At 70.6% G+C, this 16,713-nt stretch carries 9 protein-coding genes; 6 read left to right on the forward strand and 3 right to left on the reverse strand.

Annotated elements, in window-relative coordinates; genetic code table 11:
* The first annotated feature begins 80 nt into the window (after positions 1-80).
* Positions 81-1,244 carry an acyl-CoA dehydrogenase family protein gene (locus tag ABZU25_RS04120; protein ID WP_355027848.1) on the forward strand — a complete coding sequence of 388 codons (1,164 nt, stop codon included), beginning with the start codon at positions 81-83 and terminating at the stop codon, positions 1,242-1,244.
* Positions 1,245-1,340: 96 nt separating this feature from the next.
* Here ABZU25_RS04120 and ABZU25_RS04125 read toward each other — a convergent pair whose 3' ends face one another.
* On the reverse strand, positions 1,341-2,312 hold the full coding sequence (locus ABZU25_RS04125; protein ID WP_355027849.1) for a GNAT family N-acetyltransferase: 972 nt from the start codon (positions 2,310-2,312) through the stop codon (positions 1,341-1,343).
* Positions 2,313-2,405: 93 nt separating this feature from the next.
* On the opposite strand from ABZU25_RS04125, the gene ABZU25_RS04130 reads away from it, so the two are divergent.
* Positions 2,406-4,214 (forward strand): S9 family peptidase, encoded by a 1,809-nt coding sequence (locus tag ABZU25_RS04130; protein WP_355027850.1) that lies wholly within the window; start codon positions 2,406-2,408, stop codon positions 4,212-4,214.
* A 373-nt stretch (positions 4,215-4,587) separates the two neighbouring features.
* Here ABZU25_RS04130 and ABZU25_RS04135 read toward each other — a convergent pair whose 3' ends face one another.
* Positions 4,588-7,467, reverse strand: coding sequence for a BTAD domain-containing putative transcriptional regulator (locus ABZU25_RS04135; RefSeq protein ID WP_355027851.1), 2,880 nt, complete (start codon positions 7,465-7,467; stop codon positions 4,588-4,590).
* A gap of 633 nt (positions 7,468-8,100) precedes the next feature.
* Here ABZU25_RS04135 and ABZU25_RS04140 point away from each other — a divergent pair.
* Positions 8,101-11,679 carry a S8 family serine peptidase gene (locus ABZU25_RS04140; RefSeq protein ID WP_355027852.1) on the forward strand — a complete coding sequence of 1,193 codons (3,579 nt, stop codon included), beginning with the start codon at positions 8,101-8,103 and terminating at the stop codon, positions 11,677-11,679.
* A gap of 371 nt (positions 11,680-12,050) precedes the next feature.
* A complete protein-coding gene (locus tag ABZU25_RS04145) occupies positions 12,051-13,271 on the forward strand; it encodes a multidrug effflux MFS transporter (RefSeq protein WP_355027998.1) in 1,221 nt (406 codons plus the stop codon).
* A gap of 36 nt (positions 13,272-13,307) precedes the next feature.
* Here the strand turns inward: ABZU25_RS04145 and ABZU25_RS04150 are convergent, their stop codons facing one another.
* Positions 13,308-13,979 carry a hypothetical protein gene (locus ABZU25_RS04150; RefSeq protein ID WP_355027853.1) on the reverse strand — a complete coding sequence of 224 codons (672 nt, stop codon included), beginning with the start codon at positions 13,977-13,979 and terminating at the stop codon, positions 13,308-13,310.
* Between the two features lie 23 nt (positions 13,980-14,002).
* On the opposite strand from ABZU25_RS04150, the gene ABZU25_RS04155 reads away from it, so the two are divergent.
* The gene (locus ABZU25_RS04155; protein ID WP_204943434.1) at positions 14,003-14,521 is read left to right on the forward strand and encodes a hotdog domain-containing protein; all 519 of its coding nucleotides are present in this window, start codon (positions 14,003-14,005) and stop codon (positions 14,519-14,521) included.
* 187 nt (positions 14,522-14,708) lie between these two features.
* Complete coding sequence (locus ABZU25_RS04160) at positions 14,709-16,691, forward strand: acetoacetate--CoA ligase (RefSeq protein WP_355027854.1); 1,983 nt, start codon at positions 14,709-14,711, stop codon at positions 16,689-16,691.
* The last annotated feature ends 22 nt before the right edge of the window (positions 16,692-16,713 follow it).

Genomic DNA, 16,713 nt, shown 5'->3' on the forward strand with positions numbered 1-16,713 from the left:
GCTAGTCTTCAGTCTGCGCGGTCGGCGGTCAGGAGTCGTCACAGACTGCGCATGATAGCGGTGAAGGGGAGGGGCCCAACATGGCCGCAGGCGAGTTGTTCGACGTCTACCGGTTGCCCGAGGAGCACGAGGCGATCCGGGAGGCGGTGCGTGCGGTCTGCACGGCGAAGGTCGCCCCGCACGCCGCCGAGGCCGACGAGACCGGTGAGTTCCCCAAGGCGTCCTACGACGCGCTGCGGGCCGCCGATTTCCACGCCCCGCACATCCCCGAGGAGTACGGCGGCGCGGGCGCGGACGCGCTGGCCACCGCCATCGTGATCGAGGAGGTGGCCCGTGCCTGCGCGTCCTCCTCGCTGATCCCGGCGGTGAACAAGCTCGGCACGATGCCGCTGTTGTTGTCCGGTTCCGAGCAGCTCAAGCGCCGCTACCTGACGCCGGTCGCGGCCGGTGACGCCATGTTCTCGTACTGCCTCTCCGAGCCGGAGGCGGGCAGCGACGCCGCGTCGATGACGACCAGGGCCGTGCGTGACGGGGATCACTGGGTGCTCAACGGTGTGAAGCGCTGGATCACGAACGCCGGCGTGTCGGAGTTCTACACCGTCTTCGCCGTCACCGACCCGGCCGCCCGGTCCCGGGGCATCTCGGCCTTCGTGGTCGAGAAGTCCGATGCGGGGGTGAGCTTCGGCGCGCCGGAGAAAAAGCTCGGCATCAAGGGCTCGCCCACCCGCGAGGTCTACCTCGACAACGTGCGGATCCCCGCCGACCGGATGATCGGCGCGGAGGGCACCGGCTTCGCCACCGCGATGAAGACCCTGGACCACACCCGGGTCACCATCGCCGCGCAGGCCGTCGGGATCGCGCAGGGTGCGCTCGACTACGCCAAGGGGTACGTGGCCGAGCGCCGCCAGTTCGGCAAGGCGGTCGCCGAGTTCCAGGGCATCCAGTTCATGCTCGCCGACATGGGCATGAAGCTGGAGGCGGCCCGGCAGCTCACGTACGCGGCTGCCGGAAAGTCGGAGCGCGGCGACGCCGATCTGACCTACTTCGGCGCGGCGGCCAAGTGCTTCGCCTCGGACGCCGCCATGGAGATCACCACGGACGCGGTGCAGCTGCTCGGCGGTTACGGCTACACGCGGGACTACCCCGTCGAGCGGATGATGCGCGACGCCAAGATCACCCAGATCTACGAAGGAACGAACCAGGTGCAGCGGATCGTCATGGCGCGGCAGCTGCTGAAGGACTGAGCAGCGGGTGTCTGTGCAGCATGCGCTGGCTCGGTAGCGGCCCACCCCCGGCCTTTCCTGAGACGTTGGCGGCTCGACCAGCGCGCGCCCTCGTCGTCAGTCGGCGGTGAGTTGTCGCATCAGCACCGCGTACCCGCGTCCCGATTCGGCGAAGCCGAGCCTCCGGTACAGCGCCAGGGCTGGCTCGTTGGTGTCGCTCACCTGGAGTCGCAACCGGCGGAAGCTCGATGATCGGGCCTGGTGCAGGGCTCGCACGATCATCGCGGTGGCCAGGCCACGGCGGCGCCAGGGCGGCCGGGTGCCGAGGCAGTGCAACACCGCGATTGGCTCGTCCGCGTCGTCGTCGGCCAGCGCGAACAGGAAGGCCGCGACCGGGTTGTCAGGTCGGCTCACCTCGGCGAGCAGCAGGCAGGAGAGGTCGGGCAGGAACCGCGGGTGCGTGATGGCGTGTTGCGGCCAGCTGCGCTGGTCTGGCCGGACCGCCGCCGTGCTTTCCGCGTAGGCCTCGTTGTGGGCCAGCCGGGCGAGTTCCTCGTAACGCTCGTCGACGGACTCCAGCACCAGACCGGGCGGCACTTCCACGGCGGGCGGCAGCTCTGGCACCGCCAAGACGAGGTCGCGTTCGTGCCGGGCCAGCGAGAAGCCGTCCTCGATCAGCAGCCGGTGCCCGGCCCCGTCGTTCTCGGCGCACCGGGTGCCCAGGACGGCCGCCTGTGCCGTTCCGCCGGCCCGCCGCAACTGATCCGCCCGCTCGATGAGCCACCGGTGCAACTCCGTGCGGACATCGGCCGGCAGTTCGGGATGGGCCACGGCGGTCAGCCGGAGCCGGCGTACGCCATCGGCCTCCCCCATGTCAGCGACCTCCGCATACGCGGCGACGGCTCCGTCGTCAGCTACGCCGACAAGGGTGTTCCGAGCAAGGTCGGGCCCGAGAGTCGCCAGCCGCAGGTGGACGCTCTCGGGGCGTTGATCGAGGCCGACGGGCGTGCTCGCCTCGGCCCGTCGAAAGAGGGCTGCCAGCGGCACCGCATGGTCCAGGGTGGCCGAAACCCAATTGAGGATCTTCATCAAAGGCATCTTATCCAGGCAGTGCTCAGGATGGGATCGGCCGCAGGCCATCGATCGAACGCCCGCGGACATCGAGTGTCTAGGATCTCCCTCATGCCCGGATACCGCGACTTTCAGTCAGGCCTGAGATTCTTGCCGACGCTGGTCATCGCCCCCGACGGGAGCCAGATCGCCTACGTCGATGACCGGAACGGCCAGTTCAACCTGGTCACACAGTCGTTGTCGGATGGCGGCACGCGTCGGCTGACCGCCAACACCGACTCGACAGTCCGCAGGGTTGCCTGGCACCCCGGCGGCGAGTGGCTGTTGTACCTGGCCGATGACCACGGGAACGAGAACACGCAACTGCACCGGATCGCCGCCGACGGCGGGGACCCGGTGCGGCTGACCGACGTGCCGGACGTGCAGTTTTCCGCGGCTGAGGGCGATCCGTTCTCCCCCGACGGCAGGTTCGTCGCGTACTGCGGAAACGATCGGACCCCCGCCGACCAGGACGTGTTGATCCTCGACCTGTCGTCCGCCGAGGTGCGCCGGGTGTACGCAGGCGGTGGCAGGGCGTTTCCCGGCTACTGGTCTCCGGACGGGACCAGGCTCACCGTCGCCGAGTGGCGGACCACCAACAGTGACCACCTCGTGTACGTCGCGTCCCTGGACGGTGCCGAGCCCCGTTCGCTGACGTCGCGCGACGGTGTGGCGACGTACTGGTTGGGCCCGTGGCTGCCGGACGGCAGCGGCTTCCTGGTCATGTCGAACTTCGAACGGGAGTTCACCGGTCTGGCGGTGATGGACGCGGACACCGGCGCTCTCACCTGGCTGGACACCCCGGACTGGGAGGTGCAGGAGGTCGCCCTCTCCGCTGACGGGCGGGTGCTGGTCTGGAACGTCAATGTCGACGGCTTCTGCCAGCTACGCGGTCGTGACCTCGGCACCGGCGCCGACATCCGGATTCCGGAACTGCCCGCCGGGGCGGCGACCGGCCTCACCGTCTCCGCCGACGGGCGCTTCGTCGTGCTGCGATTCTCGACGGCGACCCAGCCGTGGAACATTCTCCTGATCGAACTCGACACCGGCGAACTCCGGTGGCTCAGCGACGCCCGGCCGGTCGCGGCCGACCCCGCCACCTTCGTCGAGCCGACGTTGGTCCGCTATCCGGCCGGCGACGGCCGCCAGATCCCCGGCTACCTCTACCGCCCCGAGGGTCGGGCGTCCGCCGGTGTCCTGATCTCGGTGCACGGTGGTCCGGCCTGGCAGGAACTGCCGGTCTACATGTACGACGGCTTCTACCAGTACCTGCTCGCGCACGGGATCGGCGTCTTCGCCCCGAACATCCGCGGCTCCCTCGGATATGGCCGCGCCTACTCGGACCTGGTGAACCGTGACTGGGGCGGCGGCGATCTGACGGACCTCGCCGACGCGGTGGCCTTCCTGCGCAGCCAGGAGTGGGTCGATCCGACCCGGATCGGGATCATGGGCGCCTCGTACGGCGGTTTCGCGGTCCTGTCCTGCCTCAGCCGGCTGCCGGAGCTGGACTGGGCCGCCGGCGTCGACCTGTACGGGCCGAGCAATCTCGTCACCCTGGCGAAGGCCTCGCCTCCGACGTGGCGTTCACTGGTGGCCGCGGTGATCGGTGACCCGGAGGCGGATGCGGACCGGTTGATGGCCCGATCACCGGTGACCCACGCGGACCAGATCCGGGCCCCGTTGCTTGTCATCCAGGGGGCCAACGATCCCCGGGTGCCCCAGCAGGAGAGCGATCAGATCGTGCAGCGGCTGCGGTCGCGCGGGGTGGAGGTGCGGTACGAGATCTTCGCGGATGAGGGGCACGGCCTGCTCCGCCGGGAAAACCAGGCCAAGGCATTCGCGGACGCGGGCGAGTTTCTGGTCAAGCATCTCGGTCAGTGACACCGGCCTGCTCGGCCGACGGTCACGCCCGCGGGTGCGGCGCGACCGTCGGCCGACCGGGTCATCCGACATGGCCCTCGACCATGTGCTCAGACTGGCCGACGTGCGGAGGCTCACTCGGCCTGAGTGAAGCTGCTCAGCGCTCTGGCGCGCACCAGTCGCAGGCCACCGAGACGACCACGGTGGGCTTCGTTTCCGACGACGACGTCGAGGCCAACTGCGGAGCGGAGACGGACAGAGCCACGGCGAGAACAGCTGCCACGGCAGCGATGTGCTTCCTCAAAACTTGTCTCCCATGCCGATGTTTCGATGGATGGCTGGATCCTAGCGTCTATGTCTCCGGCCGTGGGATCCATCGACGCCTGCCAGGTCATCAATCGTCGCCAAAGAGGTCACGAACGGTCCGCCGTACGAACGATTCCACGATTGTGGGTATCGGCTGCTGAATCAGCCGCAGCGCCTCGTCGAGCGCCGCCCGCGCCTCCGAGATCCGGCCCGCCCGATGGTGGCAGATGCCGAGCCCGCGCAGCACCTGGGCCTGCCCGTGCCGGTCTCCGAGGACTGCGGTGATCTGTAGGACGTGGTCGAACAGCGGGGCCGCCTGCTCGTGAGCGCCCGCCGCCAGCAGGCGCATACCCTGCCAGAACAGCGCTTGCCCGCGTGCCATCGGCGCGGGACCGATCGTGTCGTACAACGCGAGGGATTCGTCGAAGTGCGCCTTGGCGCCGTCCTGGTCGCCGAGATCCAGGTGGGCCTGCCCCATCCCCCGCAGGACGAAGGCGGCTCCGCCCACGTCGGTGTCCCGCAGACCCGCCAGCGCCGACGAGTACCGCTTCAGCGCCGCGTCCGGCTGGCCCCGGAAACGCATCGCCATGGCGAGGTACGCATCCACCACCGCCACCCCGTGGAGGTCACTGATGTCGTCGAACAGCCGCCTGGCCCGCTGGAGGTGTTCGTCGGCCCGGTCGATCTGCTGCCGGTCGAGGCTCAACATCCCCAGCCGGTAGGAGATCGCCGCCTGCCCCCGGATGTCGTTCCCGGCCAGCGCGCTCTCCCAGGCGACCTCGAGGACGCGCTGCCAGTCGTCGTGCTGCCGGCGCAACGGGAAGAGCGGGGACGCCGTGCAGGCGAGGTCCCAGGCTGTTTCAGCGAGCCCGTCCCGGGCCGCCCGGTTGATGATCGACACGATGGTGGGGCGTTCCACGTCGAACCATCCGAGCAAATCGGTCGCCGACGACCCGATGAGAAGCTCGTCGACCTCCCACCGTGGAGTCCCGCCCTGCATGGTGAGGGTGAGCCCGCCGTACAGCGCGTGGAGGAGTCGCTCGATGATGTTCAGGGCGGCACCGAAGGCCCGGCCGCGTGCCGCGCTCAGCTCCCCGGGGTTGGCTTCCGGTAGCGCCCGTTCCCGGCCGAAGAGGCGTACGAGGTCGTGCAGGCGGTAGCGCGACTGACCGGACGGATAGTGGCCGGAGAAGTCCAGCAGTTGGGCGTCGATGAGCTGCTCCAGCAGCTCCTGTGCCTGATCGGCCGTGGTGTCGAGCAGCGCGGCGGCGAGCCAGTCGCTGACCTCGGCGACCTCGATGTCACCGAGTCGGCGCAGCAGCGTCCGCGCGGCCGGACTCAGCACCTGGTAGCTGAGTGCGAGGCTGGCGCGGACGTCGAGGTGACCGTGTGAGAGCCGGTCCAACCGGCTGCGCTCGTCGTCGAGCATCTGGACGAGCCTGTCGACGGTCCAGTGCGGTTTCGCTGCCAGTTTCGCGCCCACGATCCGGATCGCCAGGGGCAGGTAGGCGCAGCGGCTGATCAGGGCGGTGGCGGACGCCTCGTCGAGCATCCTGCCCGGGCCGGCGATCCGGGTCAGCAGGAGCATGGAATCGGCCGCGTCCATCACCGTGAGCGCCACGGTCTGGGCGCCGAGGATGGCACCCAGCCGAGCGCGGCTGGTGACCAGGACCCCGCACGACGTGCTGCCGGGGATGAGGGCCGACAACTGGTCGTCGGCGGCGGCATTGTCCAACAGGAGCAGCAGCCGCCGGTCCGCGAGCAGATCCCGATAGAGGTCCATCCGCTCATCCAGGGTCGCCGGCAGGTGGAGCCCGTCGACGCCGAGCGCACGAAGGAACCGACCCAACACCTCGTACGGAGCCAGGCCCCTGTCGCTGTCCACGCCGCGTAGGTTGACGTAGAGCTGTCCGTCCGGAAAGGAGCCGGCCAGTCGATGCGCGACGTGGATGGAGAACGCGGTCTTGCCGACACCAGCGGGTCCGGAGACCACCGCGATCCGGGCGCCGGCGCCCGGACGTAGCAGGATTTTCTCGATCCTGGCCAGCTCCGACTGCCGTCCGGAGAAGTCGGCGATGTCGGCGGGAAGGTTACGCGGCGTGCTGAGTTGGAACCCGGCTGGGGAGCTTCGTCGCTGCCCGTCCGAGGCGTGCGGTGGATGGGTGGAGACGACCGGCGTCCGGCTGCCGTCGGTGTCCGGCTGGTCGTCGGCGCCCCGCAGCACCGCGAGGTGGATCGCCTGTATCTCGGCCGACGGGTCGGTGCCCAGTTCGTCTCGCAACCACCGCCGCCAGCGGTCGAACGACGTCAGCGCCTCGGGGCCTCGGCCGGACCGGGCAAGGGCCCGCATCATCTGACCGGCCAGCCGCTCCCGGGTCGGATGCCTGCCGGCCAACTCGACAACGTCGTCAACGATGTCCCGGTGGTTGCCGAGCCGGAGCTCGACGTCGAAGAGGTCCTCGTTCGCGGTCAGGCGCAACGCTTCCAGGCCCTGGGTCAGGTCCGCCTGCGCCTCGGCCGGCAGCCATCCGCCGAGGACCGGTCCGCGCCAGAGGGCCAACGCCGACCGGAGGATCGACCGTGCCTCGTCGTCGGAGCCCCGCGTCCGCTGATCGCTCACCAGGTTGCGGAACAGCTGGGCATCGACCTGCTCGGGTGCCACCCGCAGCCGGTAACCACCGCCGGTGGTGTCCAGCAGGACCGCTGGATCGGGTTCCTCGGCCAGGTCGAGGATCGCGCGGATCTCGGACACCCGGGTCTGTAGCACCGCCCGTGCCCGCCTGGGTGGAAGCTCACCCCACAGGAGGTCGATCAGTCGGTCACCGGTGACCAGTTGGTTCGCCTCCAGCGCGAGGATCCCCAGGAGTACCCGCTGCTGACGCCGAGCGAACTGGAGCGGAACCCCACGGTTCCACACCTCGACCGGGCCCAGGACCCGAAGCTCCACCACGACCTTCCCGATGCCCATGGCTGCCGATCTGACGCGTTCCAGCGTTGGGAAGAATACGGGAAGGATTCGGCATGGGCAGTCGGTGATTCTTCTTCCGACCGGCAAGGGGGAGTGGTTGGTCGGCGTGCGGAGACCCGAACGACGGCGCCGACCAGCGGACTGGTTGATGGACGAGGGGGCGTGCGATGCGTGGGACAACCTTGACTGGTTGTTGAGATACGCCAGGACGGCGAGGACACGCCGGTGAGTCGTCATCGGACGGGGGCAGCCGAGCCTGGTGCGGATGCTGCTGACGTCCTTGCCGATGGTCCTCCAGGCGAGGGGAAGCGCGGCGGCGACCACGGAACTCGTACGCCCCTCGCCGGCCACGTGAGCAGCGGGAGACGGCCACCACCCACCCGTCACGAAACATTCAAGATCCACTGCTGAAACAAGCAGCCGGGAGATTAGCACCTGCCTTTCTTGTGCTGATCAACTTGAGGAATCGTGTTGCTACCTCCACGTCTGCGCGGACGAGGGTCGATAGCGCTGTGCACCGCGCTCGCGGTGCTCGCCCCGTCGCCCGCCCTGGCCTCACCCGGCGCCGCTGCCCCCTCGGCCTCATCCGCCCTCGCGTCTGCCCCACCCCCGGCTCCCGCGACCACCCCCACCGTGACCCTGGTCACCGGGGAGAAGGTCACCGCCACCCGGTCGGCCGACGGAAGCCTCAGCCCTCAGGTGCGCGACACCGAGGGTCGGCTGACCGGGTTCACCTCGTCCCGGGAAGGAGGGGACACCTACGTCTATCCGCACGGCGTGCTGCCGTACGTGAGCGCCGGACTGCTCGACAAGCAGCTGTTCAACCTCTCCGAGCTGCTGGCGGACGGATACGACGACGCGCAGCGCGACAAGCTCCCGCTGATCGTCACCTACACCGCTGCCGCCGCCCGTGCCCGTAGCGCCTCGGCGCCCGAGGGTGCCCACGACGTGCGCAGGTTGGACACCATCCAGGGCGCCGCCCTGAACGTCGACCGCTCGGAGACCTTCTGGTCCTCGCTCACCGGCGGTGGGGAGGTGAGCGCCGGTTCCACCGGCAGCCGGCTCGCACTCGGCGGCGGCATCGCGAAGATCTGGCTGGACGGCAAGGTCGAAGCCGACCTCGCCGACAGCACCGCGCAGATCGGCGCCCCGCAGGTCTGGGCGTCCGGAAACACCGGCAAGGGTGTCGACGTCGCCGTCCTGGACACCGGCATCGACACCGGTCACCCGGACTTCGCCGGTCAGATCGCCGCCACCGAGTCCTTCGTCCCCGGCGAGACGGTGAAGGACGTCTTCGGCCACGGCACGCACGTCGCCTCCACGATCGCCGGCACCGGCGCGGCCTCGGGCGGTACGGAGAAGGGCGTCGCCCCGGGCGTACGGCTGCACGTCGGCAAGGTCCTCGGCGACAACAACTCCGGTCAGGAGTCGTGGATCATCAGCGGCATGGAGTGGGCCGTCCGCGAGCAGCACGCCAGGATCGTCAACATGAGCCTCGGGGCCGAACCCACCGACGGCACCGACCCGATGAGTGTGGCGCTCAACGAACTCAGCGCGGAGACCGGAGCGCTGTTCGTCGTCGCCGCCGGAAACACCGGTCCCAGCCAGTACACGATCGGCAGCCCCGGCAGCGCGGACGCCGCCCTGACCGTCGGCGCCGTCGACGGCCACGACAGCCTCGCCGACTTCTCCGGGCAGGGTCCGCGGGTCGGCGACAGAGCCCTCAAGCCCGACCTCACCGCCCCCGGTGTCGGCGTCCTGGCCGCCCGCTCGCAGTACTCCGCCGGCGAAGGCTGGTACCGCCTCGGCGACGGCACGTCGATGGCCGCCCCGCACGTCGCCGGCGCCGCCGCGCTGCTGGTCGCCCAGCATCCCGACTTCACCGCTGTGCAGCTCAAGGAAGCTCTGGTCAGCACCGCGAAGCCGCTCGCCGGGCTCAACCCGTACCAGGGCGGCAACGGCCGACTGGACATTGCCGCGACCACTGCCGCGTCCGTCGTGGCCACCCCCAGCGCCAACTTCGGGTACCCCGAGTGGCCGACCGCCCCGCAGGGCACCGTCGAACGGGAAGTCCGTTACCGCAACCTCGGTGACAACGCTGTCACCCTCAACCTCGCCGCGACCGTCGACGGTGGCCCCGCGGATCTCTTCACGCTGTCGTCCCGGCAGATCACCGTCCCGGCGCGCGGCGTCACCGCGGTGACAGTGGCCACGAACTTCGACCGCGTCCCGGCCGACAACCCCTTCGCGGGATTCCTCACCGCCACCGACGCCTCCGGCGCGGTCCGCACCCGGACCTCGCTCGCCGTCGGCCGTGAGGGCGTGCGCCACCATCTCACCCTCACGGTGAAGGACCGCAGCGGCAAACCGACAGGTGGAGACCTCCTCCTGCTCGGGCAGGACAACAGCGTCCGGCAGCAGCAGATCGACGCCACCGGCACCCTGGAGCTGCGGCTTCCCGCGGGCACGTACGCGGCCTGGGTCAAGACCGACATCGAGGGCGTGAACGGGCCGAACTCGCGGGGACTCGGCCTGCTTCCGGTACCGGAGATCACCCTCGACCAGGACCGCACCATCGCCTTCGACGCCACCCTGGCCCGCCAGGTCACGGTGACCACGCCGCAGGACTCGACAATGGACGGCGCCCGCTTCGAGATGTCTCGCGACTTCGGCGGCAACCGGTGGACCGACGGCTGGTACCCGGATGCCACGTACGACAGCGTGTGGGTGCTGCCCACCGGCCGGAAGGTCACGACGGGCACGTTCAGCCTCAGCACCCAGTGGCGTACGGCGCAGCCCGCACTGACGGTGGCGGCCGGTGGTCGCGACTACGAGGACCTGCGGGTACAACGCGCCGCAACGCCGCTGCCCCGAGGTGCTCAACACCTCGACGCGGTGTTCGCCGGCGACGGCGGCAGCAGCGGGTACGCCACGCTGAACGTGCGGGGCAAGGCGGCAGTGGTGCGCCGCAACGACGCCGTACCCCTGGAGAAGCAGGCCACGGCGGCCGCGTCCGCCGGCGCTCGTCTCCTGCTCGTGGTGAACGACGGCAGCGGCCGCCTCGCGCCGTGGCCGGGTTCGGCGTGGGTGCCGACGGACCCGCCGCCGGTCACCGTGGCCACCCTCACCCGGGACGAGGGCGAGCAGCTGATCGCCCGGATCGCGCACGACAGGCGGGTCCGGCTCGACGTCACCTCCCACCCGACAACCGAGTACGTCTACGACCTGATCCACGACTACGCCGGCGCCGTTCCGGCGGACCTCGCCCAGCGGTTCACCCCGCGCGACCTGGCCCGGGTCGACATGTCCCTGCGCAACTGGCGTCCCGGCCGGGCGGTGGAGACTCGCAGCGGTTTCACCGCGTCGGGCTCGTTGAGCGGCATCGACTACCACGAGGTCCCGGCGCGTGGCGAACGCACCGACTGGGTCACCGCCGGGACGCGGTGGATCACGAACGTCGCGGTGCCGGACGAGCAGGCCCAGCAGACGGCACCCACCGCCTACCGGGCCGGCTCGGTCCAGGAGGAGCGGTGGTTCGGCCCGGTGCAACGGCCCCGGCTGCTGACGACCAGCACCGTCTTCCGGGGAGACGGTGACGCGATCTCCGCACTGATCCCCGGCTGGGGCGACTCGGGCACCGCGCACGAGGGCAGCACCTCCGGCAACCCGGCCGTCGACAACAGCCTGCGGCTCTACCAGGGCGACACGCTCGTCGGCGAGGCCAACCGTTACCAGCCGATGATGGCAAGCGGCACCCTCAGCCCGGAGCCGCTGCCGTACCGGCTCGTCTCGCAGAACCGGCGGGACGCCTGGGCCGGGCCGTACTCCACCGCCACCCGGACGGAATGGGGCTTCACCTCCGGCCGGATCAGCCCGGGAACCCTGTGGTGGAACCCGTCCCTGATCCAGCTCGACTACGCCGTCGACACCGATGTCGACGGCAGGGCGAAGCGCAACGCCGACATCACCGTCACCGCACTGCACCTGCCGACGGCGACCGAGGCGTCCGCCATCCGCACCGTGACGCTCGACGTGTCCTACGACGACGGCGTCAGCTGGCACCACGCCAAGCTCCAGCACAAGGGTGACGGTTGGCGTGCGCGGATCGACGCCCCGCGTACGGCAGGTTTCGTCACCCTGCGCACCACGGCCCGGGACGCCCGGGGGAACAGCGTCGAGCAGAGCATCACCAGGGCCTTCGGCCTGCGGTGAGCTGGGCGGCGGGCGGGGACCGGCATCGGTCCCCGCCCGCCGGTCGTGGGCGACGTCGCGAGGGCCGACGCGGCGTGACTCCCCCCACAGCGGGAACGTCGTACGGTTTTCGGGTGTTGGCGAGCGAGAGGACCACCACCGGGCGATCGCCTCGTCCGGCCACCCCACCGACCCCTGCCTCGTCACTCTCTCGTCGCCCAACGTCGGGCACCGGGACACCACGCTCCGCAGCTGTGGACGCGCTGACGCCGTGACGACGCACAAGCTCCCGCAGAGAGATCGAGATGATGAGGCAGTTGGTGGACAAGACCGGACCGGGCACCCGCACGGTAAACCCGGGCACGACCGGGGAGGTGCTGCCCGGTGACCTGATGACCAACCGTCAGCGGGCGCAACTCGTCCTCGTGTTGGGTGCGCTGATCGCCATCGGGCCGTTGACCATCGACATGTACCTGCCCGCGCTGCCCGCCATCACGGCAGGGTTGCAGACCACCGAGACCGCCGTGCAGTTGACGCTGACCGGCACGCTTGTCGGCCTGGCGCTGGGCCAGTTGCTGATCGGGCCGCTCTCCGATGTGGTCGGACGGCGGGTGCCGCTGCTGGCCGGGCTGGCCGCGCACATCGTGGCCTCCGTGCTGTGCGTCTTCGCGCCCAACATCGCAGTGCTCGGCGCGCTGCGTGTCCTACAGGGGCTGGGCGTCGCGGCTGCCACCGTGGTCGCGACCGCCGTCGTCCGTGACCTGTTCAGTGGCGCCTCGTTCGCCCGGATCTTCTCCCGGCTGATGCTCGTCATGGGCCTGGCGCCCATTCTCGCGCCGACCCTGGGCAGCGGCCTGCTGAGCTGGACCGACTGGCGGGGCGTCTTCGCGGCGCTGGCGGTGTTGGGTGCGCTGCTGATCGTCGTGGCGGCGCTCCGGCTCCCGGAGACCCTTCCGGTGGCGCGTCGTCGGCACGGAGGGGTCCGTGCCACAGTGCGCGACTACCGGGGGCTGCTCAACGACCGGGCGTTCGTCGGTCTGGTGCTGGTTGCCGGGCTGGCGATGGCGGCCCTGTTCGCGTACGTCGCTGGGTCGTCGTTCGTGCTCCAGCGGGAGTACGGCCTCGACGAGCAGCAGTTCGGCCTGGCGTTCGGGGCCGGCGCCGTCGGCCTGATCGGGGCCACCCAGTTCAACGTCCGGCTGCTGCGCCGCTACACCCCGCAGCAGATCCTGGTCGGCGCGCTCATCGCGGGAACGGCGGCCGGGCTGCTGCTTGTCATGTTCGCGGCGACCAGCTTCGGTGGCCTGGGCACCCTGCTCGCGTCACTGTGGCTGGTCCTGGCCGCGGCGGGCCTGGCCCTGCCGAACGCTCCGGCGCTGGCCATGAGCCGGCACAGTGAGGCCGCTGGCACCGCCGCGGCGCTGCTCGGTGCCGTGCAGTTCGGTGTGGGCGCGCTCTCGGCACCACTGGCGGGCCTGTTCGGGACCGGGAGCGTACCGATGGCGGTCGTCATCGCGGGCGGCATGGCCGCCGCGCTGATCGTCATGCTCCTCGTCGTGCCCCGCGCCGGCCTCGGCACTGTCGACCCGGACCTGGCGGTCGCCTCGCACTAGGAAGAGGGCGGGCCGGTTGCCCGGCCCGCCCGACGATCAGCGAATCTCCGTGGTGTCCTCCGGGCGCGGCTGGCCGCGCGGTGGGGCGGACCAGGGCGATTCGCCACCCACCCGCCGCGGCAGCGGATCGGTCGGTGTCGGCTCGGCCGGGTAACCCAGAGTGAGCGGTGCGGTCTCGCGCTCCGCGGGCGTGGGGGACGGCCAGTCGGTGAGCGTGAAGTCGTCGTTGCGGGGGCCGGTGCCCGGGGCGGACACCGGTGCCGTGGCCGGCTCGGTGGCCGGGTAGGGCCACTGCCGCCAACGCTGCAGGCTGAAGGTCGCCATCAGCAGCAGCAGGCCGATCAGGAAGAGTGTGCCGTTCTCCACGGGCAGCCGCAGCGGCAACGGATCGCCGGCCACCTTCCACCCGTGCGGGATCGCGTCCCGTACCGCGAAGGGCGCCACGAACATCCCGATGTACGGGGTGACCAGCAGCAACCCGGCCACCAGCGGACCGATCGGCGAGAAGCGCAGAGTGCCGAGCAGGCCCAGCAGGACCCCGCCGACACCGAGGTACACGGCTGGCTCGATCAGGTTGGCGGTGTTGAACGTGCCGGTCTCCACCCAGCGGTCGACCGTCCGGCTCGACCCGTCCTGCCCCAGTGTGACGAGCACCCAGGTGATGGGCGCCACCACCAGCCCGGCGAGGAAGCTCCAGAGATGTCGCATCCGCGCACCGTACCGTTTTCGACATGACTGAGCACCTCTCCGCCGCACCGATCGGCAAGCCGACGTCGTACTCCCGCGTCACGCTGAGCAAGATCATGACTGCCGTGGACGTGAACCTCTACGGCACCGTGCACGGCGGGGTTCTGATGAAGTTCGTCGACGACGTGGCGGGCGCCGCCGCTGCCCGGCACAGCGGCGGAACGGCGGTGACCGCGGCGATCGACGAGATCGTCTTCTCCGAGGCGGTCCGGGTCGGTGACCTTGTGCACGCGCACGCGCAGGTGAACTGGACCGGCCAGACCTCGATGGAGGTGGGCGTGCGGGTGGTCGCCGAGCGGTGGGACTCGGCCGAGGACGCACCGGTCCGGGTGGCCACCGCGTACCTGGTCTTCGTCGGCGTGGACGTGGGCGGTGCCCCACGGGTGGTCCGTCCGGTTCTGCCGGAGACGGCGGAGGACGAGCGCCGGTACAAGGAGGCCGAGATCCGTCGCGCGCACCGCCTCGCCCGCCGCCGTGCCATCCAGGCCCACCGCGCCGGCTGAGAAGAGCGGGGGGCTCCCGGTCACCGCCGGGAGCCCCGCCATGTTCTCCACATGGGGTGACCGGCCGGAGTGTGGGGTGGGCACGCATCGGTAGCCGTACCCGGTGCGCAGAATGGCGCTTCGAGGTAGGGCAAGATGGCGCCACGGACCTGCACACTGTCGTGCCGGGCCAGGGGAGGGTGGAGCAGTGGCTGACATGCTGTGGACGCCGCCGGCGGACGTACGCGAGCGGTCCCGGATCGGCGGCTACCTGCGCTGGCTGCGGGAGCACCGCGGGTTGGACTTCGCCGACTACGACGCGCTGTGGCGCTGGTCGACCACCGACCTGGACGGGTTCTGGCGCTCGATCTGGGACCATTTCGAGGTTGTCGCGCACACCCCGCCGACCGCCACCCTGGCCGAGCGGAGCATGCCCGGCGCCCGTTGGTTCCCCGGCGCCACGCTCAACTACGCGGAGAACGTCCTGCGGATGCCGGGGCGCGCCGACGACGACCCGGTGGTGATCGCGCACGGGCAGACCCGCGCGCCGGTCACGCTGACCGCCGGGGAGTTGCGCGAGCAGGTCCGCCGGGTGTCGGCCGGGCTGCGCCGGCTCGGCGTCACCGCCGGTGACCGGGTGGCGGCGTACGCCCCGAACATTCCCGAGACATACGTCCTCCTGCTGGCCACCGCCAGCCTGGGCGCGATCTTCTCGTCCTGCGCGCCGGAGTTCGGCACCCGCAGCGTCACCGACCGCTGGCAGCAGATCGAACCGACAGTGCTGGTCGCCGTGGACGGCTACCGGTACGGCGACAAGGCGGTGGACCGGCGCGCGGAGGTTGCCGCGATCCGGGCCGCCCTGCCGTCGCTGCGGCACACCGTCGGCATCGGTTACCTGGACCCGGCGGGCCCCGCGCCGCGGGATGCGCTGGGCTGGGACGAGCTGGCCGCGCCCACCGACGAGCCGTTGACGTTCACGCCGGTGCCGTTCGACCACCCGTTGTACGTGCTGTACTCCTCGGGCACCACCGGGCTGCCCAAGCCGATCGTGCACGGTCACGGCGGCATCCTGCTGGAGCACCTGAAGATGCTCGCCCTGCACCACGACCTGGGCCCGGCCGACCGGTTCTTCTGGTTCACCACCACCGGCTGGATGATGTGGAACTTCCTGGTCTCCGGCCCGGCGGTGGGCGCGAGCATCGTGCTCTTCGACGGCAATCCGGCCCACCCCGACCTCGGGGGGCTGTGGCGGCTGGCGGCGGAGACCGGCACCACGTACTTCGGCACCTCGGCGCCCTTCCTGCTGGCCTGCCGCAAGGCGCAGCTGGTGCCCCGCGAGGTCGCCGACCTGTCCGCGCTGCGCGGCGTCGGCTCGACCGGTGCGCCGCTGCCCGCCGAGGGCTTCCACTGGGTGTACGAGACGGTCAGCGACCGGGTGCAGCTCCAGTCGCTCTCCGGCGGCACCGACGTCTGCACCGGCTTCGTGGGCGGGGTGCCGCTCCTGCCCGTGTACGCCGGCGAGATCGCCTGCCGGGCGTTGGGCGCGAAGGTGGAGGCACGTTCGGCCGACGGCGCTCCGGTGATCGGTGAGCTGGGCGAGTTGGTGATCACCGAGCCGATGCCGAGCATGCCTGTGGGTTTCTGGAACGACCCGGACGGCGTCCGCTACTTCGAGGCGTACTTCGACGTCTACCCGGGCGTCTGGCGGCACGGGGACTGGATCACCATCAACGAGCGCGGCGGTTGCGTCATCACCGGCCGCTCCGACGCCACCCTCAACCGGGGCGGGGTGCGGTTGGGCACCGCCGAGTTCTACTCGGTCGTCGAGGGGTTGGACGAGGTGGTCGACTCGGTCGTCGTGCACCTGGAGGACGACGAGGGCGGCGCCGGTGAGCTGCTGCTCTTCGTGGTGCTGGCCGACGGTCTGGACCTGGACGACGACCTGCGGAAGAAGATCTGCCGCGAGCTGCGCACCGCCCTGTCGCCCCGGCACGTGCCCGACGAGATCCATCAGGTACGCGCGGTGCCCCGCACCCTGTCGGCGAAGAAGCTGGAGGTCCCGGTCAAGAAGATCCTGACCGGCACCCCGGTCGACCAGGCCGCCGCGAAGGGTGCCCTGGCCAACCCCGAGTCCCTGGCCGCCTTCGCCGCCCTGGCCCAACGCCGCCCTCCGACCAGAACGCCCGTCTGAGACGCAAGGGGAGAATCAGCAC

Source organism: Micromonospora sp. NPDC005215 (assembly GCF_040607915.1).
Classification (GTDB): Bacteria; Actinomycetota; Actinomycetes; order Mycobacteriales; family Micromonosporaceae; genus Micromonospora.